General features: G+C 62.7%; 30 protein-coding genes. 21 read left to right on the forward strand and 9 right to left on the reverse strand.

The window, feature by feature from the left end; all coding sequences use genetic code 11:
* Positions 1-47: 47 nt before the first annotated feature.
* Entirely contained in the window at positions 48-632 is a 585-nt protein-coding gene (locus tag NLY37_RS01705; protein WP_023668422.1) for an invasion associated locus B family protein, read from the reverse strand.
* Positions 633-995: 363 nt separating this feature from the next.
* On the opposite strand from NLY37_RS01705, the gene coxB reads away from it, so the two are divergent.
* The 13 genes from coxB (at position 996) to NLY37_RS01770 (ending at position 10,929) form a co-directional block, all read left to right on the forward strand.
* A complete protein-coding gene (gene coxB, locus NLY37_RS01710; RefSeq protein ID WP_050485823.1) occupies positions 996-1,892 on the forward strand; it encodes a cytochrome c oxidase subunit II in 897 nt (298 codons plus the stop codon).
* 38 nt (positions 1,893-1,930) lie between these two features.
* The gene (ctaD, locus tag NLY37_RS01715) at positions 1,931-3,583 is read left to right on the forward strand and encodes a cytochrome c oxidase subunit I (RefSeq protein WP_023668420.1); all 1,653 of its coding nucleotides are present in this window, start codon (positions 1,931-1,933) and stop codon (positions 3,581-3,583) included.
* Positions 3,584-3,653: 70 nt separating this feature from the next.
* Positions 3,654-4,598, forward strand: coding sequence for a heme o synthase (locus NLY37_RS01720; RefSeq protein WP_023668419.1), 945 nt, complete (start codon positions 3,654-3,656; stop codon positions 4,596-4,598).
* Positions 4,595-4,750 (forward strand): cytochrome c oxidase system small membrane protein, encoded by a 156-nt coding sequence (locus NLY37_RS01725; RefSeq protein WP_023668418.1) that lies wholly within the window; start codon positions 4,595-4,597, stop codon positions 4,748-4,750. The genes NLY37_RS01720 and NLY37_RS01725 overlap by 4 nt, the downstream gene beginning before the upstream one ends.
* A gap of 8 nt (positions 4,751-4,758) precedes the next feature.
* The gene (locus NLY37_RS01730) at positions 4,759-5,385 is read left to right on the forward strand and encodes a cytochrome c oxidase assembly protein (protein ID WP_023740706.1); all 627 of its coding nucleotides are present in this window, start codon (positions 4,759-4,761) and stop codon (positions 5,383-5,385) included.
* 1 nt (position 5,386) lies between these two features.
* The gene (locus NLY37_RS01735) at positions 5,387-6,268 is read left to right on the forward strand and encodes a cytochrome c oxidase subunit 3 (protein ID WP_023668416.1); all 882 of its coding nucleotides are present in this window, start codon (positions 5,387-5,389) and stop codon (positions 6,266-6,268) included.
* Positions 6,269-6,344: 76 nt separating this feature from the next.
* Positions 6,345-6,485, forward strand: a complete 141-nt coding sequence (locus NLY37_RS01740; RefSeq protein WP_023668415.1) for a L,D-transpeptidase family protein — start codon at positions 6,345-6,347, stop codon at positions 6,483-6,485.
* A gap of 13 nt (positions 6,486-6,498) precedes the next feature.
* Positions 6,499-6,885, forward strand: coding sequence for a DUF983 domain-containing protein (locus NLY37_RS01745; protein WP_023740707.1), 387 nt, complete (start codon positions 6,499-6,501; stop codon positions 6,883-6,885).
* A complete protein-coding gene (locus NLY37_RS01750; RefSeq protein WP_023740708.1) occupies positions 6,882-7,637 on the forward strand; it encodes an SURF1 family protein in 756 nt (251 codons plus the stop codon). Before NLY37_RS01745 ends, NLY37_RS01750 begins: the two co-directional genes overlap by 4 nt.
* 164 nt (positions 7,638-7,801) lie before the next feature.
* Entirely contained in the window at positions 7,802-8,812 is a 1,011-nt protein-coding gene (gene ispH, locus NLY37_RS01755; protein ID WP_023732092.1) for a 4-hydroxy-3-methylbut-2-enyl diphosphate reductase, read from the forward strand.
* 7 nt (positions 8,813-8,819) lie between these two features.
* On the forward strand, positions 8,820-9,782 hold the full coding sequence (locus NLY37_RS01760) for a homoserine kinase (RefSeq protein ID WP_023740709.1): 963 nt from the start codon (positions 8,820-8,822) through the stop codon (positions 9,780-9,782).
* Positions 9,779-10,315, forward strand: coding sequence for a ribonuclease HI (gene rnhA / locus NLY37_RS01765; RefSeq protein ID WP_023692070.1), 537 nt, complete (start codon positions 9,779-9,781; stop codon positions 10,313-10,315). Before NLY37_RS01760 ends, rnhA begins: the two co-directional genes overlap by 4 nt.
* A gap of 29 nt (positions 10,316-10,344) precedes the next feature.
* Entirely contained in the window at positions 10,345-10,929 is a 585-nt protein-coding gene (locus NLY37_RS01770; protein WP_023740710.1) for a histidine phosphatase family protein, read from the forward strand.
* Positions 10,930-10,992: 63 nt separating this feature from the next.
* Here NLY37_RS01770 and NLY37_RS01775 read toward each other — a convergent pair whose 3' ends face one another.
* From NLY37_RS01775 to NLY37_RS01785, 3 genes are all read right to left on the reverse strand, one after another.
* Positions 10,993-11,472 carry a DUF2938 domain-containing protein gene (locus NLY37_RS01775; RefSeq protein ID WP_023740711.1) on the reverse strand — a complete coding sequence of 160 codons (480 nt, stop codon included), beginning with the start codon at positions 11,470-11,472 and terminating at the stop codon, positions 10,993-10,995.
* Positions 11,473-11,559: 87 nt separating this feature from the next.
* On the reverse strand, positions 11,560-12,042 hold the full coding sequence (locus NLY37_RS01780; protein ID WP_023668407.1) for a peroxiredoxin: 483 nt from the start codon (positions 12,040-12,042) through the stop codon (positions 11,560-11,562).
* A gap of 111 nt (positions 12,043-12,153) precedes the next feature.
* Entirely contained in the window at positions 12,154-12,960 is an 807-nt protein-coding gene (locus NLY37_RS01785) for a protein-disulfide reductase DsbD domain-containing protein (protein ID WP_023740712.1), read from the reverse strand.
* A 215-nt stretch (positions 12,961-13,175) separates the two neighbouring features.
* Here NLY37_RS01785 and NLY37_RS01790 point away from each other — a divergent pair, with 215 nt between their 5' ends.
* Positions 13,176-13,784: a YqgE/AlgH family protein gene (locus NLY37_RS01790; RefSeq protein ID WP_023668405.1), complete on the forward strand. Its 609-nt coding sequence runs from the start codon at positions 13,176-13,178 to the stop codon at positions 13,782-13,784.
* A gap of 195 nt (positions 13,785-13,979) precedes the next feature.
* Here NLY37_RS01790 and NLY37_RS01795 read toward each other — a convergent pair whose 3' ends face one another.
* From NLY37_RS01795 to thrC, 4 genes are read right to left on the reverse strand one after another with little or no spacing between them, the layout of a single operon-like run.
* A complete protein-coding gene (locus NLY37_RS01795) occupies positions 13,980-16,868 on the reverse strand; it encodes an EAL domain-containing protein (protein ID WP_023706671.1) in 2,889 nt (962 codons plus the stop codon).
* A gap of 3 nt (positions 16,869-16,871) precedes the next feature.
* The gene (locus tag NLY37_RS01800; RefSeq protein ID WP_023668403.1) at positions 16,872-17,468 is read right to left on the reverse strand and encodes a GNAT family N-acetyltransferase; all 597 of its coding nucleotides are present in this window, start codon (positions 17,466-17,468) and stop codon (positions 16,872-16,874) included.
* 14 nt (positions 17,469-17,482) lie between these two features.
* Positions 17,483-18,775 carry a M16 family metallopeptidase gene (locus NLY37_RS01805; RefSeq protein WP_023668402.1) on the reverse strand — a complete coding sequence of 431 codons (1,293 nt, stop codon included), beginning with the start codon at positions 18,773-18,775 and terminating at the stop codon, positions 17,483-17,485.
* A gap of 14 nt (positions 18,776-18,789) precedes the next feature.
* On the reverse strand, positions 18,790-20,187 hold the full coding sequence (gene thrC / locus NLY37_RS01810; protein ID WP_023740714.1) for a threonine synthase: 1,398 nt from the start codon (positions 20,185-20,187) through the stop codon (positions 18,790-18,792).
* Positions 20,188-20,315: 128 nt separating this feature from the next.
* Here thrC and NLY37_RS01815 point away from each other — a divergent pair, with 128 nt between their 5' ends.
* The 7 genes from NLY37_RS01815 to NLY37_RS01845 all read left to right on the forward strand — a co-directional run bounded on the left by NLY37_RS01815 (position 20,316) and on the right by NLY37_RS01845 (position 23,596).
* Positions 20,316-21,047 (forward strand): hypothetical protein, encoded by a 732-nt coding sequence (locus NLY37_RS01815; RefSeq protein WP_023740715.1) that lies wholly within the window; start codon positions 20,316-20,318, stop codon positions 21,045-21,047.
* Positions 21,048-21,246: 199 nt separating this feature from the next.
* The gene (locus tag NLY37_RS01820) at positions 21,247-21,570 is read left to right on the forward strand and encodes an ArsR/SmtB family transcription factor (RefSeq protein ID WP_023740716.1); all 324 of its coding nucleotides are present in this window, start codon (positions 21,247-21,249) and stop codon (positions 21,568-21,570) included.
* A complete protein-coding gene (locus tag NLY37_RS01825) occupies positions 21,567-21,992 on the forward strand; it encodes an SRPBCC family protein (protein ID WP_023740717.1) in 426 nt (141 codons plus the stop codon). The genes NLY37_RS01820 and NLY37_RS01825 overlap by 4 nt, the downstream gene beginning before the upstream one ends.
* A 57-nt stretch (positions 21,993-22,049) precedes the next feature.
* Complete coding sequence (locus NLY37_RS01830) at positions 22,050-22,442, forward strand: VOC family protein (protein WP_023687162.1); 393 nt, start codon at positions 22,050-22,052, stop codon at positions 22,440-22,442.
* 25 nt (positions 22,443-22,467) lie between these two features.
* The gene (locus NLY37_RS01835) at positions 22,468-22,689 is read left to right on the forward strand and encodes a hypothetical protein (protein WP_023668396.1); all 222 of its coding nucleotides are present in this window, start codon (positions 22,468-22,470) and stop codon (positions 22,687-22,689) included.
* 3 nt (positions 22,690-22,692) lie between these two features.
* Positions 22,693-23,151, forward strand: coding sequence for a DUF1801 domain-containing protein (locus tag NLY37_RS01840; RefSeq protein WP_023668395.1), 459 nt, complete (start codon positions 22,693-22,695; stop codon positions 23,149-23,151).
* Positions 23,152-23,164: 13 nt separating this feature from the next.
* Positions 23,165-23,596 (forward strand): DUF1801 domain-containing protein, encoded by a 432-nt coding sequence (locus tag NLY37_RS01845; RefSeq protein ID WP_023668394.1) that lies wholly within the window; start codon positions 23,165-23,167, stop codon positions 23,594-23,596.
* Positions 23,597-23,601: 5 nt separating this feature from the next.
* On the opposite strand, the gene NLY37_RS01850 is transcribed toward NLY37_RS01845, so the two are convergent.
* Positions 23,602-24,288, reverse strand: coding sequence for an HAD family hydrolase (locus NLY37_RS01850; protein WP_023740718.1), 687 nt, complete (start codon positions 24,286-24,288; stop codon positions 23,602-23,604).
* Positions 24,289-24,450 lie beyond the last annotated feature (162 nt).

Raw genomic sequence — 24,450 nt, forward strand, 5'->3', positions numbered from 1 at the left:
CAAACCCGTGGGAATTGTGAGGAAAGACGGTTTCGCAAGCATCAAGCTCAGGGCAGGGCGGCAAAACCGTCGGCGAAGCCCTTGAGGTCGACGGGGATGCCGATGCCTTCTTCCGGCGTCTGGAAGACGATGAAGGTGGCCGACGTCCCGGTCTTCAGCGTATCGAGCAGCGGCTTTTCGAGAATGACCTCGGCATAGCAGCCGTCTTGGAAGCAGCGCACGAAATAGGCGCGGCCAATATCCTTGCCGTCGACATTGAGGCCCAGGCCATTGGGCAGCAGAACGCCGAGCGGGGCCAGCACGCGCAGGATCTCGGCCTTGTTGTCGGCGGTGCGCAGGACGACGACGGACAGTCCCATTTCCGGGCGATCCTCGGCAACGACGTTCTGCATCATCACGCATTGTTCCGAGGTGGCGCCGGCCGGCGTGTCGCAGATGATCGACCACGCGCCATGCGTTGACTTGACCGTGCCGCTGGGCTGCGCTGCATTGGCGACGCCGGTTGCGGACGAGCCGATACCGATCAGGGCGGCGAGAAAAACGACCTTCGCCCCGCTTCTCGAAAGCCAAGCGCTTTTCGAATGCCAGGCGCTCTTCGAATGCCAGGCGTTTCTCGAAAGCCAAGAGGTCATGACGGCTCCATTGCGAATCACGGCACTTTAAGCCGCGCCAAGGCCAAGTAAAGGATAGGGCGACCGCCGGTCAGCCCCGGCAGGCGCAATAATGCGCTTTTCCCTAGCAAATTCGCCCGAATTGCGACCGTCGGGCGCATTCCTGACACAAGCCCGCATAGCCTGTCTGTCGACGACCCGCGCGGGCCACGAGGCCGTCGAAACAGCGCGGCAGCACTTGCGCGCAAAAATGCCGCACGGTTTCGCCCGCTCCTTTCTTGCGGAGGGAAATAGAGTATGGTTTGAACCACCCTTGGGACTGTCCGGGATTCCCATCCCGGCATTGTTCGATATTCTTGCGTCGCGATCGCGAGGAACCGGGAGATGAAGAGGGCGATGAGAAAATTCCCAGCAAGCGCCAAATTGATGGCAACGGCAGGCGCCGCCGCCGCATTTTTCGCCGGTGCCTCCGCCCATGCGGCCCAGCCGCAGCCGTGGGAGATGACTTTTCAGCCGCCGGCGACAGACATGATGCGGCAGATCGAGTGGTTCGGGAACTACACGATGTGGTTCGTCGTCCCGATCACTGCTTTGGTTCTGGCGCTTCTCGCCTGGTGCATCTTCAGGTTCCGCGCCAGCAAAAACCCGGTTCCGTCAAAGACCAGTCACAACACGCTGATCGAGATCATCTGGACAGTCGGGCCGGTCGTCGTCCTGCTGTTCATCGCCATTCCCTCGTTCCAACTGCTGACGGCGCAGTACACGCCGCCGGAAGAGGCCAAGCTGACCGTCAAGGTAACGGGCAATCAGTGGAACTGGGACTATGAGTACCAGACCGAGAACACGCTCTCCTTCAACTCGGCCATCCTGCAGGACGCCGACCGCGCCGCGATCGGCAAGGAAGACCGCAAGGTCTATCCGCGCCTGCTGGCGGTCGACAACGAGCTGGTCGTGCCGGTCAACACCATGACGCGCGTCCTGGTTACCGCAGCCGACGTGATCCATTCCTTTGCCGTGCCGGCCTTCGGCATCAAGATGGACGCGGTTCCCGGCCGCACCAACGAGACGTGGTTCAAGGCGGAAAAGGAAGGCATCTATTACGGCCAGTGCTCGCAGCTCTGCGGCAAGGACCATGCCTTCATGCCGATCGCCGTCCGCGTCGTATCCGATGCGCAGTACAAGACCTGGCTGGCAGCAGCCAAGACCGACCTCCCCGGCGCCAACAAGGCGCTGATGGCCGAGGTCGACGGTACCAACAAGGTAGCGGCCGCCGGCAATTGATGCCGCGGGTTAGCAAGAATTAGGGAACGGAGCCGACCATGGCAGAAGCTGCAGCTCACGACGACCACGACCACAAGCCCTATCATGGCTGGGTCCGGTGGGTGTACTCCACCAACCACAAGGACATCGGCACGCTCTACCTGATCTTCGCGATCTTCGCGGGCATCGTCGGCGGCGCGCTTTCGGTCGTCATCCGCATGGAGCTGCAGGAGCCGGGCATCCAGATCTTCACCGGTCTGGCGCAGATGGTCTATGGCATGAACGGCGATGCCGCCATCGACGGCGGCAAGAGCATGTACAACGCCTTCGGCACCGCGCACGCGCTGATCATGATCTTCTTCATGGTCATGCCGGCGCTGATCGGCGGCTTCGCCAACTGGATGGTGCCGATCATGATCGGCGCGCCTGACATGGCCTTCCCGCGCATGAACAACATCTCGTTCTGGCTGCTGCCGCCGGCCTTCCTGCTGCTCATCGCTTCGGCTTTCATGCCGAGCGCGCCCGGCGCCTATGGCGTTGGCGGCGGCTGGACGCTCTATCCGCCGCTGTCGACCTCCGGCCAGCCCGGGCCGGCCATGGATCTGGCGATCCTGTCGATCCACATTGCCGGCGCGTCCTCGATCCTCGGCGCCATCAACTTCATCACCACCATTTTCAACATGCGCGCGCCGGGCATGACGCTGCACAAAATGCCGCTATTTGCCTGGTCGGTTCTGATCACCGCCTTCCTGCTGCTCTTGTCGCTTCCGGTTCTGGCCGGTGGCATCACCATGCTGCTTACCGACCGCAATTTCGGCACCACCTTCTTCGCCCCGGATGGCGGCGGCGATCCGATCCTGTTCCAGCATCTGTTCTGGTTCTTTGGTCACCCCGAAGTGTACATCCTGATCCTGCCGGGCTTCGGCATCATCAGCCACATCGTCTCGACCTTCTCGAAGAAGCCGGTGTTCGGCTATCTCGGCATGGCCTACGCCATGGTCGCGATCGGCGCCGTCGGCTTCATCGTCTGGGCGCACCACATGTACACGACCGGCCTGTCGCTCGACACGCAGCGCTATTTCGTCTTTGCCACCATGGTCATCGCCGTGCCGACAGGCGTGAAGATCTTCTCCTGGATCGCGACGATGTGGGGCGGCTCGATCTCGTTCAAGACGCCGATGCTGTGGGCGCTGGGCTTCATCTTCCTGTTCACGGTCGGCGGTGTCACCGGCGTCCAGCTCGCCAACGCCGGCCTCGACCGCTCGCTGCATGACACCTATTTCGTCATTGCCCACTTCCACTATGTGCTGTCGCTGGGTGCGGTCTTCGCCATCTTCGCCGGCTGGTACTACTGGTTCCCCAAGATGACCGGCTACATGTACTCGCCGGTGATCGCCAACACCCACTTCTGGGTCACCTTCGTCGGCGTCAATTTGATCTTCTTCCCGCAGCATTTCCTCGGCCTGGCCGGCATGCCGCGCCGCACCATCGACTATCCCGACGCGTTCGCCGGCTGGAACATGGTGTCGTCCTACGGCTCCTATATATCGGCCGTCGGCGTGGTGATCTTCCTCTATGGCGTGTTCGAGGCCTTCCAGAAGAAGCGCGTCGCCGGCGCCAATCCGTGGGGCGAGGGTGCAACGACGCTCGAATGGCAGCTGCCTTCGCCGCCGCCCTTCCACCAGTGGGAACAGCTGCCGAAGATCAAGTAAGGCAGCCCGAATACGAAACCGCCGGCCCGCCGGCGGTTTCGGCCAACGGAATGATTGGACTTATGTACGCATGGCCCTTGTCGACGACCCAATGATTGACGAAGCGGGCTTTCGCATGTCGGAAGCCACGTCGGGCGATTTCTTCGCCCTGCTGAAGCCGCGCGTCATGTCGCTGGTGGTGTTCACGGCCTTTGTCGGCATGGTCGCTGCGCCCGTGACCATCAACCCGCTGCTGGCGGTGATCGCCATCCTGGCCATTGCCATCGGCGCCGGCGCCTCGGGTGCGCTCAACATGTGGTACGACGCCGACATCGACGCGGTGATGAGCCGGACCGCCGGCCGCCCGGTACCGTCCGGCCGTATCCTGCCCGGCGAAGCCCTGAGCTTCGGCCTTGTGCTTTCGGTGCTGTCGGTGATGACGCTGGGCGTGCTGGTCAACTGGCTGTCGGCGGCGCTGCTTGCCTTCACCATCTTCTTCTACGCCGTCGTCTATACGATGTGGCTGAAGCGCTCGACGCCGCAGAACATCGTCATCGGCGGTGCCGCCGGCGCCATCCCGCCGGTCATCGGCTGGGCCGCGGTGACCGGAACAGTGAGCCTGGAAAGCCTCGTCCTGTTCCTGATCATCTTCCTGTGGACGCCGCCGCACTTCTGGGCGCTGGCGCTGTTCAAGTCCGACGACTACGCCAAGGCTGGCATCCCGATGATGCCGAACGTTGCCGGCCAGGCCTCGACCCGCCGCCAGATCTTTGCCTACGCCCTGATCCTGGCGCCGATCGGTGTGCTGCCCTGGGTGCTCGGTTTCACCACCGCCTTCTATGGCGTCGCATCAGTGGCTCTCGGCGCCGGCTTCGTCTGGTATGCCTGGAAAGTGCTGTGCATGACCGATAGCGACCGCGTCATGAAGCCGGCCAAGGCTCTGTTCGCCTATTCGCTGCTCTACCTCTTCGCCATCTTCGCCATCTATCTTGCCGACTGTGTCGTCGGTCGCGCTTTGGCCATCGGTGGAGCATGACCATGATCGACAAGAAGCTTGAACTGGTCACGCTGACCGAAAGCCAGAAGAAGGCGCGGCGCAACCGTTCGGCGGCGATCGGCGTCGCGCTGGCGATTCTGGTCGTCATCTTCTACGTCGCGACCATCGTGAAATTCGGCCATACCGGATGAGGCCGATGATGACCCGCCAGACCGTGACCGATCCCAGGAAGAAGAACACCAACCGCGTCGTCGCCGCCGTCTGCGTCGCCTTCTTCGGCGGCATGATCGGCATGGCCTACGCCGCGGTGCCGCTCTACAAGATGTTCTGCCAGGCCACCGGCTATGGCGGCACCACGCAGCGCGCCGAAAAGCAATATGCCGGCCGCATCCTCGACCGTGACATCACCGTGCGCTTCGACGCCAACACCAACGGCATTCCGTGGCAGTTCCAGCCGGTCGCCCGTTCGGTCACCATCAAGATCGGCGAGACCACGCAGGCGCATTACAGCGCCACCAACAAGTTCGACCGCGCCGTTACCGGCCGCGCCACCTTCAACGTGCAGCCGGAACTGGCGGGCCCCTACTTCAACAAGGTCGAGTGTTTCTGCTTCACCGACACGACGCTGAAGCCCGGCGAGACGCTGGACATGCCGGTCGTGTTCTATGTGGATCCCGATATCGTCAACGTGCCGGAACTGAAGGACTTGAACACGATCACCCTGTCCTACACCATGTTCCCGGTCCAAAAGAACAAGCCGGTGGCGTCATCGACGCCGAACAGCAGCAGCAAAGTTTCAGATACCGAAGCAAATCTCGGGGGTTGATATGGCAGACGCGCACGCAAAACCACAACACGACTACCATCTCGTCAACCCGAGCCCGTGGCCCTTCCTGGGGTCGATCGGCGCGCTGGTGACTGCAGTCGGCGGCGTCGCCCTGATGCAGTATCTCAAGAACGGCGATTTTCCGATTTTCGGCCACAACATCGCCAATCCATGGCTGTTCTTCATCGGCCTGGTCATCGTCCTCTACACGATGTTTGCCTGGTGGTCGGACACCATCAAGGAAGCGCATGAGGGCCACCACACGCGCGTCGTGTCGCTGCATCTGCGCTACGGCATGATCATGTTCATCGCTTCGGAAGTGATGTTCTTCGTTGCCTGGTTCTGGGCCTATTTCGATGCCAGCCTGTTTCCGAGCGAAGTGCAGAATTACGCCCGCACCGCTTTCACTGGCGGCGTCTGGCCGCCGAAGGGTCTCGAAGTCCTCGATCCGTTCCATCTGCCGCTCTACAACACCATCATCCTGCTTCTGTCGGGCACCACGGTGACATGGGCGCACCATTCGCTCATCCATGGCGACCGCAAGGGCCTGATCAACGGCCTGGTGCTGACCGTCGGCCTCGGCATGCTGTTCACCATGGTGCAGGCCTACGAGTACATGCACGCTCCGTTCGGCTTCAAGGATTCCATCTACGGCGCCACCTTCTTCATGGCGACCGGCTTCCATGGCTTCCACGTCATCATCGGCACCATCTTCCTGCTGGTCTGCCTGATCCGCGCCTGGAAAGGCGACTTCACGCCCAAGCAGCATTTCGGCTTCGAGGCGGCTGCCTGGTACTGGCACTTCGTCGACGTGGTCTGGCTGTTCCTGTTCGCATCGATCTACGTCTGGGGATCGGTCGGCGCGGTGATCGAAGGCCACTGACGGCTTTCACCGAACCGACAAATCAGAAGGGCGGTCGCGGCAACGCGGTCGCCTTTCTTCTTTTCGGCGCCCATCAATGGCCAACGGATTCGGCTGGTCGGGCTGGCTGCTTCAATTGGTCGACTGGACCGATGGCTGCATTGGGGTTACCGACTGCGACATGGACGAAATCTGGACTATGGTGCCGGATGGAACGCTGATCGAAATCGAGCCATAAAGCATGACTATCCATGAGTGAAGACAGGGCGATCTGGCCACCCATCGAGCCGATCTCGGCCGGCCTGCACGGACGCTGCCCGCGCTGCGGCGAAGGACGGCTGTTTTCCGGCTTCCTTACCGTCGGCAAGCGCTGCAACAATTGCGGCCTCGACTATTCCTACGCCGATGCCGGCGACGGCCCGGCGGTGTTCGTCATCCTGATCATCGGCTTCATCGTCGTTGGGCTGGCGCTGTGGGTGGAGGTGAAGCTGAGCCCGCCGCTGTGGCTGCATTTCATCATCTGGATACCGCTGGCCGTGGCGCTGTGCCTGACGGCGCTGAGGTTGATCAAGGGGGTGCTGCTGACGCTTCAATACGCCAACAAGGCGGCCGAAGGCCGCCTGGACCAGGGGCAATGAACGAGGCGCTGACGAAGCCCGCCGGCCGCTCGCGGCCGAAGACGGCATTGCTGCTCGGCCTCGGCCTGGTGGTGTTCGTCATCCTGCTCGGGCTTGGCACATGGCAGGTGCAGCGCCTGTACTGGAAGGAAGCCCTTCTGCAGACCATCGACCAGCGCACCCATTCAGCGCCGCAGCCGCTGGCGGACGTCGAGAAGGAATTCGCTGCCACCGGTGATGTCGACTACACGCCGGTCACCGTCAGCGGGACGTTCCTGCACTCCGGCGAGCGGCATTTCTACGCCACATGGGAGGGCGACGCCGGCTTCAACGTCTATACCCCGCTGGCCCTCGACGATGGCCGCTATGTCCTGATCAACCGCGGCTTCGTTCCCTATGATCTCAAGGATGCCGCCAAGCGCCCGCAAGGGCAGGTGACCGGCAAGGTCACGGTCACCGGCCTGGCGCGCAACCCGCTGCCGGCCAAGCCGTCGATGATGCTGCCCGACAATGACGTGGCCAAGAACATCTTCTATTGGAAGGACCGCGATGCCATGGCGGCGAGTGCCGGCCTGCCGGCGCGTGCCGTGCTGGTGCCGATCTTCATCGACGCCGACAAGACGCCGAACCCGGGCGGGCTGCCGGTCGGCGGCGTCACCATCATCGACCTGCCGAACTCTCATCTGCAATATGCCTTCACCTGGTTTGGCCTGGCGGCGGCTCTTGCCGCGGTTCTGATCGTCAGGCTGCGCCGTCCGGCAAAGACTGAATGATCCAGAGCATGATCCCGAAAACTGGGAACCGGTTTTTCGGACAAGATCATGCTCCAACAAAGAGTTGGATCAGGTTGACCATTCAACCTGATCTCAACTGCCCTTGACAGGGCAGGGGTGCACACCTCATTTCGCGTCACGATACGATCAACCGATCTGGAATCATGCTGCAGACCGCCACAAAACCACCGCTGACGATCCGGCTCTGCCAGCCGCGCGGCTTTTGCGCCGGCGTCGACCGCGCGATCCAGATTGTCGTGCTGGCGTTGAAGAAATACGGCGCGCCGGTTTATGTCCGCCACGAGATCGTTCACAACCGCTATGTCGTCGAAGGCCTGCAAAGCCTTGGCGCGGTTTTCATCGAGGAACTCTCGGAAATCCCGGCCGAGCACCGCAAGTCGCCGGTTGTCTTCTCGGCCCACGGCGTGCCGAAATCGGTGCCGGCCGACGCCAAGGCACGCGAGCTCTTCTATCTCGACGCCACCTGCCCGCTGGTGTCCAAGGTGCACAAGCAGGCGATGCGCCATCAGCGGCTCGGCCGCCATGTGCTTTTGATCGGCCATGCCGGCCATCCCGAAGTGATCGGCACCATGGGCCAGCTGACGGAAGGCGCCGTCACGCTGATCGAGACCGAAGCCGACGCTGGGACCTTTGCCCCCGCCGACCCGGAAGCGCTCGGCTTCGTAAGCCAGACAACGTTGTCGGTCGAAGACACTGCCGGCATATTGCGGGTGCTGCAGGAGCGCTTCCCGCAACTGCATGCACCGGCCGCCGAATCGATCTGCTACGCCACCACCAACCGCCAGGAAGCGGTCAAGGAAACCGCCGCCGGCGCCGATCTCTATCTGATCGTCGGTGCGCCCAATTCCTCCAATTCGCGCCGTCTTGTCGAAGTGGCGGAGCGCGCCGGCGCCACCATGTCGCTTCTCGTACAGCGCGCCGCCGAAATTCCGTGGAATGACTTCACAAACATCTCGACGCTCGGCCTGTCTGCCGGCGCGTCGGCGCCGGAGATCATCGTCGACGAGATCATCGACGCCTTCCGCCAGCGCTTCGAGGTGACCATCGACCTGGCGATCACGGCCACCGAAACGGAGGATTTTCCAGTCATGCGGGTTCTGCGCGATGTCGAACTGACGCGGGCCGACATGGCCTTCGTCAACGGAGCCGCGTGAAGAGCCCATGGCGGTCTACACCGACGTCAATGAGGGCGAACTCGGCGCGTTCCTGAGGGCATATCCTGTCGGCGAACTCTTGTCCTACAAGGGTATCGCCGAAGGCACGGAGAATTCGAATTTCCTGCTGCACACCTCAAGCGGCTCTTACATACTGACGCTCTACGAGAAGCGCGTCGACAAAGCCGACCTGCCGTTCTTCCTCGGCCTGATGGGCCATCTCGCCCGCAAAGGCATTTCCTGCCCGCTGCCGGTGACCGCGCATGACGGCACCGTCATCGGCACGCTGGCCGGCCGTCCCGCGGTCATCATCACCTTCCTCGAAGGCCTGTCGCTGCGGCGGCCGACAGCGGCGCATTGCGCGGAGGTCGGCAAGTCCCTCGCCGCACTGCATTTGGCCGGGCAGGATTTTGCGATGACGCGTAACAACGCACTGGCCATCGAGGGCTGGCGCAAACTCTGGAATGCCTCGCGCGACCGAGCCGACGAGGTCGAGCCGGGACTGGCGGCCGAGGTCGACGCGGATTTCGCCGACTTCGGACGCCATTGGCCGCAAGGCCTGCCGGCAGGCATCATCCATGCCGATCTGTTTCCCGACAATGTCTTCTTCCTCGGCGAGAAACTGTCCGGCCTCATCGACTTCTATTTCGCCTGCAACGACCTCTACGCCTATGACGTCGCCACCTGCCTCAATGCCTGGTGTTTCGAGAAGGATTTCTCCTTCAACCTGGCCAAAGGCACGGCGCTGCTGGCCGGCTATCAGAGCGTGCGGCCTTTGAGCGAGGGCGAGAAAGCAGCGCTGCCGATGCTTTCGCGCGGTTCGGCGCTGCGCTTCATGCTGACCCGGCTCTATGACTGGCTGACCGTTCCCGAGGGCGGGCTGGTCATGAAGCGCGATCCGACCGAATATATCCGCCGCATGCGCTTCCACCGCGCGATCAGGTCGCCTTCGGAATACGGACTGACATGACCAAGCAGGTTGAAATCTTCACCGACGGCGCCTGCTCGGGCAATCCCGGTCCCGGCGGCTGGGGCGCCATCCTGCGCTTCAACGGCAAGACCAGGGAATTGTCGGGCGGCGAGGCCGAGACGACCAATAACCGTATGGAGCTGCTGGCCGCCATCTCGGCGCTGAATGCGCTGAAGGAGCCGTGCGCCGTCGAGCTTCACACCGACAGCAAATATGTCATGGACGGTATCTCCAAATGGATCCATGGCTGGAAGAAAAACGGCTGGAAGACCGCCGACAAGAAGCCGGTCAAGAACGGTGAACTGTGGCAGGCGCTGGATGAGGCCAATCGGCGCCACAAGGTGACCTGGAACTGGGTCAAGGGCCATGCCGGCCACACCGAGAACGAACGCGCCGACGAACTCGCAAGGGAAGGCATGGCGCCGTTCAAGAGGGGCTCAGCCAAACCTGCGGCGCCGAAAGTGGCGCTGAAGCCGGCGGCATCCGAGAAGCAGCCGGCGCCACGGGCACGGCGCTCGACCCAAAGCTATTGAGCTCAAGCTATCGGCAGGGGATCTCACTCATGCCGATCGTATACTACATCACCCATCCCCAGGTTCAGATCGATGCCAACGTTCCCGTGCCGCACTGGGGGCTATCCGAGATCGGACGAGCGACAGCATCAGCCATGCTCGATCAGCCATGGGTCGGATCGATCCGCCGTGTCGTCTCGTCGGCCGAACGCAAGGCGATCGAAACCGCCGAGATTCTTGGCAAACACCTCGGCCTCGCGGTCGAGGTGAGGGAGCGCATGCATGAGAACGATCGGTCGGCAACCGGCTTCCTGCCGCCGCCGGAGTTCGAGGCGGTCGCCGACCAGTTCTTCGCCAACCCGCACAAAAGCATTCGCGGCTGGGAACGGGCCATCGACGCCCAGCAACGCATTGTCAGCGAGGTTGAAACGGTGCTGGGTGCTGCCGACGGCGGGGACATTGCCTTCGTCGGCCATGGCGGCGTCGGAACGCTCTTGCTGCTCTCGCTCAGCGGCCGCGCAATCAGCCGCGAGGCGGATCAGCCGGCCGGCGGCGGCAATTACTTCGCCTATGATGTCGGCACGCGCCGCGTCGTCCACGGATGGCGGCCGATAGACAGTCTGGCGCCGCGCTAAAGCGGATGTCAGGAGATCATCGATACCGTTGCCGCGATGAAGCCGCGCGAATAGAACCTGTCCTCAGCGGATCAGCAGGGCCGTGCCGTAGAGGCCGAGCGCGAATACCGTGTGCGAGATCACGTTGAAGGCGCGGATCTGCATCGCGTTGGGGCGCTTTGAGGCAGCCCAGCCGGCGCCCATGCCGGGCGCCAGCAGGAACCAGCCGGCGCCGATGGTGACCATGCCGAGGATGAAGGCCGGCAGGAAGGTCGGCGCGTCCAGCCATGCCGTGCCCACCAGCGACACCAGGATGAAGCCGTAGACGATGCCGGTGACATAGTGGAAAGCCCAGCCCAGCGCCTGCTCATGCGCATAGGGTGCGGCTTGGGCGATATCGTCGTGGAAAACCTTGCCTTCCCTAAGGTGCCAGACCCAGCGGCCGGGCGGCCCCCAGTTCGGCCGCGGCTGGCTGAGCGCCAGATGCAGGAACAGCGCCCAAAGATCCATCAGCACCGTGGCGCCGATGCCAATCGCAATGCTGCGCCAGATGATGTCAAACATCGTCGATGTCCCCCAAAGCAGGCAATCCGGCTGGAAGCGCGTGGTCGTCAGGCCATGGCGTTCATGAGCCGAGGCGGCCGCCGCGGTTTAGAGCTGGCTCAGAATGTGAGCGGCACCCGACGTGTCGACTCCTGGCTTGGTCTCGACGTTGAGCGCGGTGACCTTGCCGTTGTCGACGATCATCGAGAAGCGCTTCGAGCGCAATCCCATGCCGCCGCTGGAATAGTCGGAGTCGAGGCCGATCGACTTGGCGAAGTCGCCATTGCCGTCGGCGAGATAGAGGATCTTGCCTTGACCGCCGGTGAAATTCGCCCAGGCGCCCATGACATGGACATCGTTGACCGACACGACGGCGATGGTGTCGACGCCGCGGGCCAGGATGGCATCGTGGTTCTCGAGATAGCCCGGCAGATGATTGTTGCTGCAGGTCGGCGTGAAGGCGCCTGGAACGCCGAACAGCACGACCTTCTTGCCCGCGAAAATCTCGGCCGAGGTGATCACCTTGGCGCCGTCGGCGGTCATTTCCTTGAAGGTCGCATCGGGCAGTTTGTCGCCAACGGCAATCGTCATGATGGTCCTCGTGTGAAAAGCAGGGAAGGTTTCTTGCGATAGCGAAATCGGGCATCTCCCGCAACCGCCGACAAGGCCTGGATCAAGGGAAAGCCCTAATCGGGTTCGGTATCAGGGGAACGGCAGAACGCCCTCGACCGCGCCTTCGGCACTTGTCAGGGTGTAATACAACCCGCCATCGGTCGGTGTCGTCGACGGCCGGTCGAGGATCGGAATGGTAAATACCAGCCGGCCGTCCTTTTCGCTGCGTGCAGGCGCCCCGAACATATAATCGCGTCCCCCGGCGACGAATAAATCCGCCGCCTCCGGATCTCCGGGAAAAGTCGCCTCGACCATCAGCGTCTCATGGTCGCCCGGCAGCACCTTGATCCCGAAATCGGGCTTGGCAGGCGCGGGCAAGGTGGCGAGTGCAGCCTTCACCAGCGCCGCATCCTCGGCATTGTCGGGATCGGCGGCGGGATCGACGCTCAGCCGCGTCTGCACCGGAATACAGATCGTCTCGCAGATGCCGAGAAAGATGTCGGCATCGATGACGGCCGCATCCCCAGGCGACGACAAAGTGAATGTCACCGGCAGCGAGACCGGATGGTTGTAGCCGGCCCATTTGCCGTAGCCGTCGTCATGGCGCTGCGGCGGCGGGAAGGAAAACGCCGCATCGGTGATGTTGGTGCTGGCCGAAACGTCGATCTGCGGCGGCACGCCGGCGTCGCCCGGATCGCGCCAATAAGTTTTCCAGCCGGGCTTGAGCGCGATGTCGAGCACGCCCTGTATGCGACCGGCCTCGTCGGCCTTGCCTGTTGTCACCAGCCGCACCTTGCCGCCTTCGCTGTTGTACCATTCCGACGAGGAGGCGGCGGCGGGCAGGACTGCTCCGCATCCGATAGCAAGACCGAGCAGCAGGATTTTCAAGCTTTGCATGGCGTTGATTTGATCGTCAGTTCATGGCCGCGCAATGTTTTCATGGCGCTCTGCGTATCATATTTGCGTGACCTTCGGGCAAGGAACAGTTGGCTTCAAGCAATCGGCCGAGTGAAGTTCGCAGTCAAGATTCCGTTGTTCCAACCGTTGGGCTTTGGCCGAATCGCACGCGGCGCATCTTTTCGGCGTCCCGGAAACGCGTTACGCTCCAGTCCATGGACTTGTTGCGCCACAAAAAGACAGCCGGTGGACGCGGCTTTCTTGACGACCAGTTCCTGATTGCCATGCCCGGCATGAAGGACGATCGCTTCACGCGCTCGGTCATCTACATCTGCGCGCACAGCGATGAAGGCGCCATGGGCCTGATCATCAACCAGACGCAACAGATGCTGTTTCCCGATCTTCTGGTGCAGCTCGGCATCATGAACGAGCAGGAGGCGATCAGGCTGCCGGCGCAGGCTCGCGACTTCGTCGTGCGCAATGGCGGCCCCGTCGACCGTAGCCGCGGCTTCGTCCTGCACTCGGGCGACTACCGGGTGGAATCCTCGCTCACCGTCTCCGACGATATCTGCCTGACCGCCACGGTCGACATATTGCGCGCCATCTCGTCCGGCCGCGGCCCGCGGCGCGCGTTGATGGCGCTCGGCTATTCCGGCTGGGGCGCCGGCCAGCTGGAAACCGAGATCGCCGAGAATGGCTGGCTGACCTGTCCGGCCACGCCGGAGCTTCTGTTCGACGCCGACATCGAGCGCAAATACGACCGCATCCTGGCATCGATCGGGATTGATCTGGCGCATTTGAGCCTGGCCGCGGGGCACGCCTGAGGCCTCGCCTCGCCGACGTTCCGCCGAACCTTCGCGACTAGCCGAAGCCGCCCGCCACTTTCGTCATCCTAGGGTCTGCGCCGCGTCGCTGCGCTCCTTGCTTCGCCCTAGGATGACGAAGGCGCGGTCGCTTCAGCTAATTTTCGGGGTTCATTCCAATGTAACCACGCGCCTGCACGACGCATGCCTCACCCGTCACGCCTGCGTCATCGGGTACTGCTCTTTCAACGCCTTCAGCACCTGGTCGCCTGGCATCGGCGCGCCGAACATGAAGCTTTGCACATATTCGCAGCCCATTTGGCGCAGTTCCAGCGCATCGCTTTCGTCGGAAATGCCCTCGGCCACCACCGACAGGCCGAGTTCATGCGCCATGTTGACCATGGATTTGAGCAGCACCGCCCGCTTCGGCGTCGCGTCGTCGACGAAGCTCTTGTCGATCTTGATGGTGTCGAAGGGGAAGCGGGTCAGATAGGCGAGCGAGGAATAGCCGGTGCCGAAATCGTCCAGCGACAGGCCGATGCCGAGCTGCTTGAGCTTGGTCAGCACATGCGAGGTTTGCTCTGGATTGTCCATCACCAGCGATTCGGTAAGTTCGAGCCGGAAGCAGCGCGGCTTCAGATTGGCGCGCGCGATGACCGAGCGGACATCGCTGACCAGGTCGCGGCGGATCAGCTGGCGACTGGACAGATTGACCGACACCGACAGCGGCGTGTCGCCGATCTGCTTTTGCCAACCGGCGAGGTCTTCGGCCGCCTGCTGCATGGCAAACAGCCCAAGCTGCACGATCAGGCCACAGCTTTCGGCGACCGGGATGAAATCGCCCGGCGGGATCATGCCGCGGCGCGGATGGTCCCACCTCAGCAGCGCCTCGAAGCCGGCAATGCTGCCGTCCTCCAGCCGTACGATCGGCTGGTAGGCAAGGGTGAACTCACGCCGCTCGATGGCGCGGCGCAGATCGGATTCGAATTGCAGCCGGTCGGTGCCGACGGTGCGGAAGGCCGGCCGGAACGGCTCGATCCTGTCACCGCCGAAGCGCTTGGCCTGGTGCATGGCAAGCTCGGCGTCCTTGACCATGTCTTCTGCCGAAGTCTGCGCCGAGGTCCAGGTGATCAGGCCGATCGAGGCAGTCAGCACGATCTCGCGCTTGGCGAAGGTGATCGGGTTGTTGATGGCGTGCTTGATGGCGTCTGCCACCGCCGCGATGCGGGAGGGTTCCTGTTCGGAGAGCAGCATCAGGGCGAACTGGTCACCGGCAAAGCGCGACAGCGAATCCTTCGGTTTCAACAGCCGGTGCAAACGGCGCGCAATGGTGAGCAGGATGGTGTCGCCGGCCGAGATGCCAAGCCCGTCATTGACCTGCTTGAAACGGTCGATGTCGATGACGAAGACGGTCGGGCGCACCTTCTCTTCGGTGCGCGCGATCGAGATGATGGCTTCCAGCCGGTTCATCAGAAGTTCGCGGTTGGGCAGGCCGGTCAGATTGTCGTGAACGGCATCGTGCAGCAGCCTTTCCTCGGACTTTTTCTGCTCGGTGACGTCGACCATGGTGCCGACGCAGCGAATCACTTCGCCGTCCGAGCCGATCACCGGCCGCGCCCGAAGCAAGAACCAGTGGTAGTGCCCGTCGGCGCCGCGCAGGCGGAAATTCTGCGAGACCCGGCCGCGCCGATGTTCGAGCACCACGTCGAGGGTGGTGCGGAACGTGTCGCGGTCGTCGGCATGCAGCACCGGCAGCCAGTTGCGGGCCGCACCCCCCAGGCTGTTGGGCGCCAGGCCAAGCTGGATGCTGACGTCGGGCTTGGTGACGACGCGGTCGCGCAGCACGTCCCAGTCCCACACCGTGTCGCCGGAGCCGGCGACGGCCAGCGCCTGGCGCTCAAGATCGGAGAACAGGCCCTGATGCAGCGCGCCGCCGGCAAAGGCATGCTGCATGACGGTGAAGCCGATCAAAAGGATGATCAGGATCAGCCCGCCGCCCAATGCCGGCTGGGCGATGTCGTTGTCGAGCATGCCGGTGATTGCCATCCACGACCCGCACAGCCATAGCAGCACCATCACCCAACTGGGCACCAGCATGATCGCACGGTCGTAACCACGAAGACCGAGCAGGATGATGAGGCCGAGCCCGGTCAGCGCGGTGGCGGCAAAGGACAGCCGGGCAATACCGGCGGCGACGGCCGGATCGATGATGGCCACACCCGCAATCAGCACCAGACCGAGGATCCAGACCAGCGCGCCATAGCTGAAATGGCCGTGCCACCGGTTGAGGTTGAGATAGGCGAACAGGAACACCACGAAGGTCGCCGCAAGCGCCACCTCCGTTCCCGCCCGCCACATCTGCTCGTTCCCGGGCGATATCTCTATGATCTTGTTTAGAAAGCCGAAATCGACGCAGATATAGGCAAGTACCGCCCACGCAAGTGCGGCTGTCGCCGGAAACATCGAGGTTCCCTTGACGACGAAAAGGATGGTCAGGAAGAGCGCCAGCAGCCCGGCGATGCCGATAACGATGCCGCGGAACAGCGTATAGGAATTGACCGAGTCCTTGTAGGCTTCCGGCTCCCATAGATAGACCTGCGGCAGCTTCGGCGAGGCGAGTTCGGCGATGAAGGTGATCACCGTTCCCGGGTTCAGCGTCACCCGGAACACGTCGGCGTCGGAGCTTGACTGGCGGTCGAGCGCGAAGCCCTCGCTGGGGGTGATCGCGGCGATGCGGGTGGCGCCGAGATCGGGCCAGAAGATGCCGGAATTCACCAGCCGGAAATGCGGCGCCACGATCAGCCGGTCGAGCTGCTGGTCGGTGGTGTTGGCGAGCGCGAACACCGCCCAGTCGCCGCTCGAGCGCGCGTCATTGGCCTCGACCTCGATGCGCCGCACGATGCCGTCGGGACCGGGCGCGGTCGACACCTGGAAGTTTTCGCCCTGATTGACGTAGATCTGGACGGCGCGCGACAGGTCGAGCGCGACATCGTCGCGGGCAATCTTGATCGGTTCGACGGCGAAGGCCGGGAGCGCCGCGCAAAGCGTGACGACAACCGCCAGAACAAAGGCCAACAGCGACCCGTTTCGCAGGAAATTCGTCAAAAATCAGTCCTTCGTTCCAGCGCCCGGCGGATCGTCCGCGATCCGGGCGTAGAGGTAGTGGTCCTGCCAGATGCCGTTGATCCTGAGGTAGGATCGCAGAAGTCCTTCGCGCCGGAATCCGGCTTTTTCAAGCACGCGGATCGACCGGACATTGTCGGGAATACAGGCAGCTTCGATCCGGTGCAACCTCAGCGTATCGAAGGCGAAGCGGCAGACCACCTTGACCGCGTCGGTCATCAGGCCGCGGCCGCCGAACCGCTCCCCGATCCAGTAGCCGACATGGCCGCTTTGCGAGACGCCGTGGCGGATATTGCCGAGCGTAATGCCGCCTGCAAGCTTGCCGCTCGCCTTCTCGAAGATGAAGAAGGCGATGGCGGTTCCCTGCGCATAGTCTTCGCGGTAGCGGCCGATGCGCAGCCGCCAGGCGGTGCGGTCGAGTTCATCGGGCGTCCAGCGCGGCTCCCACGGTTCGAGGAAGGCACGGCTTTCGCCGCGCACCGCCGACCATTCGCGATAGTCGTTGGTGTAGGGCACGCGCAGCATGACCCGGTCGCCTTTCAGTGCCGGCAGGTCACGGCGAAAGAAAGGGAGCGCGAACACCGGCGCTTGAAGGCTTAGACGGCGAGCTTGCGGGCCGTGGTGTGCGTGCCCGCAAGCGAATCGAGAATCGCCTCATAGGGCGCGAGCGTACCCACCGGTCCAACCGCAGTCAGCGTCGGCTTGGTCGAAAACAGCCGGGACGAAAGGTCGGTCAGCCGCTCGACGGTCAGCGCCGACAGCCGTTCCATCAACTCCTCCTTGGCGATCGGCCGGCCGAACAGAAGCAGCTGCCTGGCGATCTGCGAGGCGCGGCTGGCCGGGCTTTCAGCCGACATGATCAGGCCGGCGCGATATTGCGCGCGGGCGCGGTCGAGCTCTTCCTGAAGGATATTCTCGCCGGCCTTCTGCAGCTCGTCGATAATGACCGGCACCAGTTCGGCAATGTCGCTCTGCCCGGTCGCGGCATGAACGCCGAAGATGCCGGTATCGGAAAAACCCCAGTGGAAGGCATAGACCGAATAGCACAGGCCACGCTTTTCGCGGACCTCCTGGAACAGCCGGGACGACATGCCGCCGCCGAGGATCATCGACAGCACCTGCGAAGCGTAGAAATCGCGCACATGATAGGCTCGGCCTTCGAAGCCGAGCACGATCTGCGCGTCCATCAGGTCGCGATCCTCGCGGAAATCGCCGCCGACATACTGCGCATATTGCGGCATCGTGCTGTCGGACTTGCTGCGGAAACCGCCGAGCTGCTTTTCGACCTCGCGCACGAAATTGTCATGCTTGATGTCGCCGGCCGCGACGATCACCATCTTCTCGGCGCCATACTGGCGCTCGATGAAATCATGCAGCTGTTTGGAGGTGAAGGATTTGACGGTTTCCGGCGTGCCGAGGATCGAGCGGCCGATCGTCTGGTGGCGGAAGGCGGTCTCGGTGAAACGGTCGAAGACGATGTCGTCGGGCGTGTCGTGCGCGGCGCCGATCTCCTGCAGGATCACATGCTGCTCGCGCTCCAGTTCCTCCGGGTCGAATTCGGACTCCTGCAGGATATCGGCAAGGATATCCACCGCCAGCGGCACATCGTCGGACAGCACCCTGGCGTAATAGGACGTCGTCTCGACTGATGTGGCGGCATTGATCTCGCCGCCGACATCCTCGATTTCCGAGGCGATCTCGAAGGCCGTCCGCCTTTTCGTACCCTTGAAGGCCATATGCTCGAGCAGATGGGCCATTCCGTGCTCGTCGTCACGCTCATTGCGGGCGCCGGACTTGACCCAGGCGCCAAGGGCAACGGATTCGAGGCTTGGAAGGGTTTCGGTGGCGACTGTCAGGCCGTTCGACAGACGGCTTACCTCAACACCCATATGGCAAGTACTCCCTAACGCGCTGCCCTTGAGTGGCGGCTCACGTAATCTTCCACCATTTTCAGGTCGGATGGAAGTACCGTGTACTTTTCGTCGGCTGACATCAAGGACCCCAGCCATGCCGGCAGGGCCGGCGACACGCCGCAGGCGGCTTCGACCGCGGCCGGGAACTTGGCCGGGTGCGCCGTGCCCAGCACCACCATCGGCACTGCACCGTCAGCCTTGCCGGCGGCGACATGCACGGCCGCGGCCGTGTGCGGATCGAGCAGATAATTGCTGGATTCGAGCGTTGAACGGATGGTGGCGGCAACCTCGTCCATATCAGCGCGTCCGGCGTCGAATTCGGACCGCATCCGGTCGATTTCTGCGGTTTCGATGGTGAAGGCGCCGGATTGCTTGAGGCCGGCCATGTAACGCCGCACCGTCTCTGCGTTACGGTCGCAGGCCTCGAACAGCAGTCGCTCGAAGTTCGACGATACCTGGATGTCCATCGATGGCGACGTCGTCGCAAACACACCCTTGGTGCGGTATTCACCGGTCGCGAAAGTGCGCGCCAATATGTCGTTGTCGTTGGTGGCGACGATCAGCCGCTCGATCGGCAGGCCCATCTTCTTGGCGGCGTAACCGGCGAAAATGTCGCCGAAATTGCCGGTCGGCACGGTAAAGGAGACCGGCCTGTCCGGCGCGCCGAGCGAAAGCGCCGAGGAAAAATAATAGACGATCTGGGCCATGATGCGGGCCCAGTTGATCGAATTGACGCCCGACAGCGACACGCGATCACGAAAACGATGATCGTTGAACATATCCTTCAGCAGGCCCTGGCAATCGTCGAAATTGCCTTCGATCGCCAGCGCCTGGACGTTGGCGGCAGTCGATGTCGTCATCTGCCGCTGCTGCACCGGCGAGACGCGGCCATGCGGGAACATCACGAAAATGTCAGTTCGGTCGCGGCCGGCGAAGGCATCGATGGCGGCGCCGCCAGTGTCACCCGAGGTCGCGCCGACGATGGTGGCGCGCTGGCCACGCTCAGTCAGTACATGGTCCATCAGCCGGGCAAGCAGCTGCATGGCAACGTCCTTGAAGGCCAGCGTCGGACCGTGGAAGAGCTCGAGGATGAACGTGTTGGCGCCGGTCTGCACCAGCGGGCAGACGGCCCGGTGGCGGAAGGTGGCATAGGCTTCTCGCACCAGGCGCTCGAAGACGGGTGCGGCGATCTCGCCGCCGAGGAAGGGCGTCAGCACGCGGATGGCGAGGTCCGCATAGGGCAGGCCGCGCATGGCGCGGATCTCGGCTGCCGAAAACTGCGGCCATGTCTGCGGCACATAAAGCCCGCCGTCGCGGGCCAGCCCCGCCAGCACCGCATCGGCAAATCCAAGCACGGGCACATCCCCGCGGGTACTCACATAGCGCATCGTCAAAGGTCCATTGCTGCCGCCGGTTTCATCCACGGCAATTGGTTAATTTTCCGAGCCGCCTCAGTCGCATTTTTGCCGTGGCGTTGCTATACGTCACCAACTTTGCGAGAGGGAAGTGCAGTTTCATGGCGTTTCATAGGTTCAACCGTCGCTTTGTCGCGGGTCTGGCGCTAACGGGCTTTATGCTTGCCGCCGCCGGTTGCCAATCGAGCGACAATGGCATCCTCAATCTCGGTTTCGGCAAGAAGACCGACCCGAATGCGCCAATACCGCCTCAGGATCCCAAGGTTCTCGCCAGCCAGTTGCAGGCCTACTGCCCGAAAGTGACGGTGCGTGACGGCACCGCATACTTCAATACCTACGCCAAGGGCGCGCCGCAGCCGAAAAAGAAAAAGGCTGATGCAACACAGGATGCCGAGGCCGCTGCCGCCGCGCAGACGGCGCCTGACGGCTCCATCGTCGATCCGAACAAGGATCCGGCCAAGATCATCTACCAGGCCTCGATCAGCGATGTGAGCCGCGATTGCAGCCGTGCCAACGGCCAGTTGACGATGAAGGTTGGGGTTGCCGGCAAGATCGTGCCGGGACCGCTGTTCGCCCCCGGCACCATCACCATGCCGATCCGCATTGCCGTCATGCACGGCCCCGACGTACTTTATTCGCAGATCCACCCCTATCAGATCCAGGTCAGCGATCCCTCGACCGCCACCCAGTTCGTGTTCACCGATCCCAACGTCGTCGTGCCCGAACCCTCCGCCCGGGATTACACTGTCTATGCCGGCTATGACGACACCGCGCCGGCGGCGGTGGACAAGAAGTCCGGCAAGAAAAAGAAGCGCGCTCCCGCGACGAACTAAGCGCCTGGGCGCCGTCGCTGCTGCGACGGTGCCGGTCAACTCTTTGAAAGATCCAAACGATCCGATCGTAATCCTGCAGGCGTGCGCCTGCGGCAGGTCGCGTCTGCGCTTTAATCTCGATCCATTCCGCCAGCGCACTTGACTCATCCATATCCCGGCGGTTATACGTCAATCAATAGCTCGCAGGTTATTGATCTCGATGCCGGACGCCCACGATACTTTGTTCAGAACGCTTGCCGACCCGACCCGGCGGGCCATCTTCGAGCGCTTGTGCCGCCAAGGTGAGCAGACCGTGGGGGCGCTGACGGCGCAGTCCGGGGTTTCGCAACCGGCGGTGTCGAAGCATCTCGGCGTCCTGAAGCTGGCCGGGCTGGTGCGTGACCGCCACGCCGGACGCCAGACCCACTACAGCGCGCAGCCCGAGGCACTTGGTCCGCTGACCGACTGGACAGTTCAAATGACAGGATTCTGGGAGGGCCGCTTCGATGACCTCGAAAACCTGCTTAAAAGGATGGACCAGTGAGCAATCCCGAACTGCGCACCGTCGTCGTCGAACGTGAAATATCCTGGCCGGCGGAGAAGATCTGGCGCGCGTTGACGCAGCCGCATCTGATGGAGGAATGGCTCATGAAGAACGATTTCAAGCCTGTCGTCGGCCACAGCTTCAATCTTCGCGGCGACTGGGGCGGCGTGCTCGATTGCGAGGTCCTCGCCGTCGAGCAAGGCAGGACGCTGTCCTACAGCTGGGATTTTGCGCATGAGGATGCCGCCTACAATCTGAAGAGCGTGGTGACGTTCACGCTCACGCCCACCAGCAAGGGGACCCATCTGCGCGTCGAGCAGTCGGGTTTCCATCCGAGCCAGAAGCAGGCCTATGGCGGAGCCATGGCCGGGTGGCAGCAATTCCTCACCAAGCTGGAGCAGCTTCTGGCGAAGCCGGATTGAAGCCTGCCGGTACCATGCCCTGATCGCGGGGCACCGAATGCAAAAAGGAGGAAATCGATGAAGATCAAGCTGACCAGCGTCTATGTGGACAACCAGGACAACGCACTGCGCTTCTACACCGACGTGCTGGGCTTTGCCGTGAAGGCCGATTTCAGCAATGGGGCTTTTCGTTGGCTGACCGTCATCTCACCCGATGAGCCCGAGGGAGCCGAGCTACAGCTGGCGCTCAACGACAACCCGGCCGCCAAGGCCTACCAGCAGGCCATCTTCAAGCAGGGGCAGCCCGCGCTCATGCTGTTCACCGACGACGTCAAGGGTGATTACGAGCGCATCAAGGGACGCGGCGGTGCGTTCGCCATGGCGCCGACAGAAGTGACCGGCTCGACTATCGCCCAGCTCAACGACAGCTGCGGCAATCTCATCCAGATCACCCAACTGGCGCGTTGGTAGGCGCTGGTTTCAAGAGGAAGTTGCAATGAACTTGAGCAAATGGATACGTCAAACCCATCGTTGGCTGTCGATCATCTTCACGCTGACCGTGGCAGCCAATTTCATCACCATGGCGTTCGGGCAACCTCCGGCCTGGGTGGTCTATTCGCCGCTGCTGCCGCTATTCCTGCTGCTGTTCAGCGGCCTCTACATGTTCGTGCTGCCTTACGTCGCGAGATCGCGTGGCGAGCAGGGCGCGCAAGGGTAGGACATGGCCAAGGCGCCGGGAAAATCGAAGGTCGCAAAACCGGCCCCAGACAAGCCGGAAAAGCCGGTCCTGCTTTCGGGCGGCAACCCGCAGATCCCGAAGGCCTATGGGGACGCTCCGGTGCAGGCCTATATTGCTGCCATGCCGGGCTGGAAAAGCGATGTCGGGCGCTGGATCGACGCACTTATCGTCAGCGCCGTCCCCAGCGTCTGCAAGGCGGTGAAGTGGAACTCACCGTTCTATGGCATCGAGGGCGAGGGTTGGTTCCTCAGCCTGCATTGCTTCACCAGATACGTCAAAGTCGCCTTCTTTCGCGGCACGTCGCTCGATCCTGTGCCTCCCGGCGGTTCCAGGCAAAAGGAAGTGCGCTATCTCGACATCCATGAAGGCGAAGAGATCGACGAAGCCCGCTTCGCCTCCTGGGTGAGCCAGGCCAGCCGATTGCCCGGCGAGAAGATGTGAACGGAGGCAGACCATGAAGGTCAGCATGTCGAGCAAGGACGAGGGAGGCGCCTCTGCCTCCGAGCGGATAGATGCCCGAATCCGGGAGCTGGACGATTGGCGGGGCAAGACGTTGGCCAGCCTGCGCAAGACCATCCTCGACGCCGACCCGGAAATCATCGAGGAGTGGAAGTGGATGGGCAGCCCGGTATGGTCGCGCGACGGCATGATCGCCGTCGGCAACGCTCACAAGGACAAGGTGAAGCTGACCTTTTCTCACGGCGCCAGCCTGCCGGATCCCGACAGGCTGTTCAACAACGGGCTCAACGGCAAGGTGTGGCGCGCCATCGATGTGGCGGAGGGCGACGAGATCGATGCGGATGCGCTGAAAGCGCTCGTCCGTGCCGCGATTGCCTACAACAGGGCAAAGAAGAAACCGGCCAAGTCGGCCAAAGCCAAGGACTGATCGGTTCAGGCGTCCGACCATTCCGACAGAGCGGCAACCACACTTTTCAGTTCGGCCCAGCGGCGGATGACGGTTTCGGCGCCGGCTTCGGTCAGCACATCGGCATGGCCGGGATAGCTGTGCGCGGCGCCGGTGAAGCCGATCACGCGCATGCCAGCGGCCCTGGCGCCGGTGACGCCGTGCACCGAATCCTCGATGACGAAGATGTTTGCCGGATTGGCGTTGAGTTGCTGCGCCGCGATCAGGAACACATCCGGCGCGGGCTTGGTTTTCTTGCTTGGTATTTCCAGCGCTGAAAAAATCCGGCCGGCGAAGAACGGCAGCAGGCCCACTTTCTCGAGCATGAACTCGATCCGCTCCAAGCGTGAGTTCGAGCAGACGCAGCGCGGCGCGGTGACCGCGGCGACCGCCTCGCGCACGCCGTCGATGGCGCGCACGTCGCTGCGCAGTTTGCGGTCGACCAGCTCTTCGGCCCGGTCGATCATCGAGGCCTGGAACGGGATGGCGGATTTTTGCTCGACCCGCATCATGATGTCCTTGAAGGTCAGTCCGGCATAGGTTTCGGCGTATTCCTCAGCCGAGATTTCATATCCGGCCAAGGTCAGCAATTCGGCCTCGACGCGGGCTGCGATGATTTCGGAATCGACGAGCACGCCGTCGCAATCGAAGATGACAAGATCTGGCTGGGGCATGGCAATCCGAACGAGGGAGGGTGATGGAGGCCCGGCAAGGCTCAAGCGGCGCGACATACACCAACGGGCCGGGCTGCGCAAATTGACGACGTCAGGGCTGCCTGGACCGTTGCGTCCTTCACCGAATATTTACGCTGATCGGTAACCATAACGGGGAGTAAA

The organism is Mesorhizobium sp. C395A (genome assembly GCF_030323205.1).
GTDB lineage: Bacteria > Pseudomonadota > Alphaproteobacteria > Rhizobiales > Rhizobiaceae > Mesorhizobium.

What these genes read in the sequence shown, in the direction of transcription:
- NLY37_RS01705 (WP_023668422.1), bottom strand. Translation starts at nt 632, where the DNA reads ATGACCTCTTGGCTTTCGAGAAACGCCTGGCATTCGAAGAGCGCCTGG.
- coxB (WP_050485823.1), top strand. Translation starts at nt 996, where the DNA reads ATGAAGAGGGCGATGAGAAAATTCCCAGCAAGCGCCAAATTGATGGCA.
- ctaD (WP_023668420.1), top strand. Translation starts at nt 1,931, where the DNA reads ATGGCAGAAGCTGCAGCTCACGACGACCACGACCACAAGCCCTATCAT.
- NLY37_RS01720 (WP_023668419.1), top strand. Translation starts at nt 3,654, where the DNA reads ATGGCCCTTGTCGACGACCCAATGATTGACGAAGCGGGCTTTCGCATG.
- NLY37_RS01725 (WP_023668418.1), top strand. Translation starts at nt 4,595, where the DNA reads ATGACCATGATCGACAAGAAGCTTGAACTGGTCACGCTGACCGAAAGC.
- NLY37_RS01730 (WP_023740706.1), top strand. Translation starts at nt 4,759, where the DNA reads ATGACCCGCCAGACCGTGACCGATCCCAGGAAGAAGAACACCAACCGC.
- NLY37_RS01735 (WP_023668416.1), top strand. Translation starts at nt 5,387, where the DNA reads ATGGCAGACGCGCACGCAAAACCACAACACGACTACCATCTCGTCAAC.
- NLY37_RS01740 (WP_023668415.1), top strand. Translation starts at nt 6,345, where the DNA reads ATGGCCAACGGATTCGGCTGGTCGGGCTGGCTGCTTCAATTGGTCGAC.
- NLY37_RS01745 (WP_023740707.1), top strand. Translation starts at nt 6,499, where the DNA reads ATGAGTGAAGACAGGGCGATCTGGCCACCCATCGAGCCGATCTCGGCC.
- NLY37_RS01750 (WP_023740708.1), top strand. Translation starts at nt 6,882, where the DNA reads ATGAACGAGGCGCTGACGAAGCCCGCCGGCCGCTCGCGGCCGAAGACG.
- ispH (WP_023732092.1), top strand. Translation starts at nt 7,802, where the DNA reads ATGCTGCAGACCGCCACAAAACCACCGCTGACGATCCGGCTCTGCCAG.
- NLY37_RS01760 (WP_023740709.1), top strand. Translation starts at nt 8,820, where the DNA reads ATGGCGGTCTACACCGACGTCAATGAGGGCGAACTCGGCGCGTTCCTG.
- rnhA (WP_023692070.1), top strand. Translation starts at nt 9,779, where the DNA reads ATGACCAAGCAGGTTGAAATCTTCACCGACGGCGCCTGCTCGGGCAAT.
- NLY37_RS01770 (WP_023740710.1), top strand. Translation starts at nt 10,345, where the DNA reads ATGCCGATCGTATACTACATCACCCATCCCCAGGTTCAGATCGATGCC.
- NLY37_RS01775 (WP_023740711.1), bottom strand. Translation starts at nt 11,472, where the DNA reads ATGTTTGACATCATCTGGCGCAGCATTGCGATTGGCATCGGCGCCACG.
- NLY37_RS01780 (WP_023668407.1), bottom strand. Translation starts at nt 12,042, where the DNA reads ATGACGATTGCCGTTGGCGACAAACTGCCCGATGCGACCTTCAAGGAA.
- NLY37_RS01785 (WP_023740712.1), bottom strand. Translation starts at nt 12,960, where the DNA reads ATGCAAAGCTTGAAAATCCTGCTGCTCGGTCTTGCTATCGGATGCGGA.
- NLY37_RS01790 (WP_023668405.1), top strand. Translation starts at nt 13,176, where the DNA reads ATGGACTTGTTGCGCCACAAAAAGACAGCCGGTGGACGCGGCTTTCTT.
- NLY37_RS01805 (WP_023668402.1), bottom strand. Translation starts at nt 18,775, where the DNA reads ATGGGTGTTGAGGTAAGCCGTCTGTCGAACGGCCTGACAGTCGCCACC.
- thrC (WP_023740714.1), bottom strand. Translation starts at nt 20,187, where the DNA reads ATGCGCTATGTGAGTACCCGCGGGGATGTGCCCGTGCTTGGATTTGCC.
- NLY37_RS01815 (WP_023740715.1), top strand. Translation starts at nt 20,316, where the DNA reads ATGGCGTTTCATAGGTTCAACCGTCGCTTTGTCGCGGGTCTGGCGCTA.
- NLY37_RS01820 (WP_023740716.1), top strand. Translation starts at nt 21,247, where the DNA reads ATGCCGGACGCCCACGATACTTTGTTCAGAACGCTTGCCGACCCGACC.
- NLY37_RS01830 (WP_023687162.1), top strand. Translation starts at nt 22,050, where the DNA reads ATGAAGATCAAGCTGACCAGCGTCTATGTGGACAACCAGGACAACGCA.
- NLY37_RS01835 (WP_023668396.1), top strand. Translation starts at nt 22,468, where the DNA reads ATGAACTTGAGCAAATGGATACGTCAAACCCATCGTTGGCTGTCGATC.
- NLY37_RS01840 (WP_023668395.1), top strand. Translation starts at nt 22,693, where the DNA reads ATGGCCAAGGCGCCGGGAAAATCGAAGGTCGCAAAACCGGCCCCAGAC.
- NLY37_RS01845 (WP_023668394.1), top strand. Translation starts at nt 23,165, where the DNA reads ATGAAGGTCAGCATGTCGAGCAAGGACGAGGGAGGCGCCTCTGCCTCC.
- NLY37_RS01850 (WP_023740718.1), bottom strand. Translation starts at nt 24,288, where the DNA reads ATGCCCCAGCCAGATCTTGTCATCTTCGATTGCGACGGCGTGCTCGTC.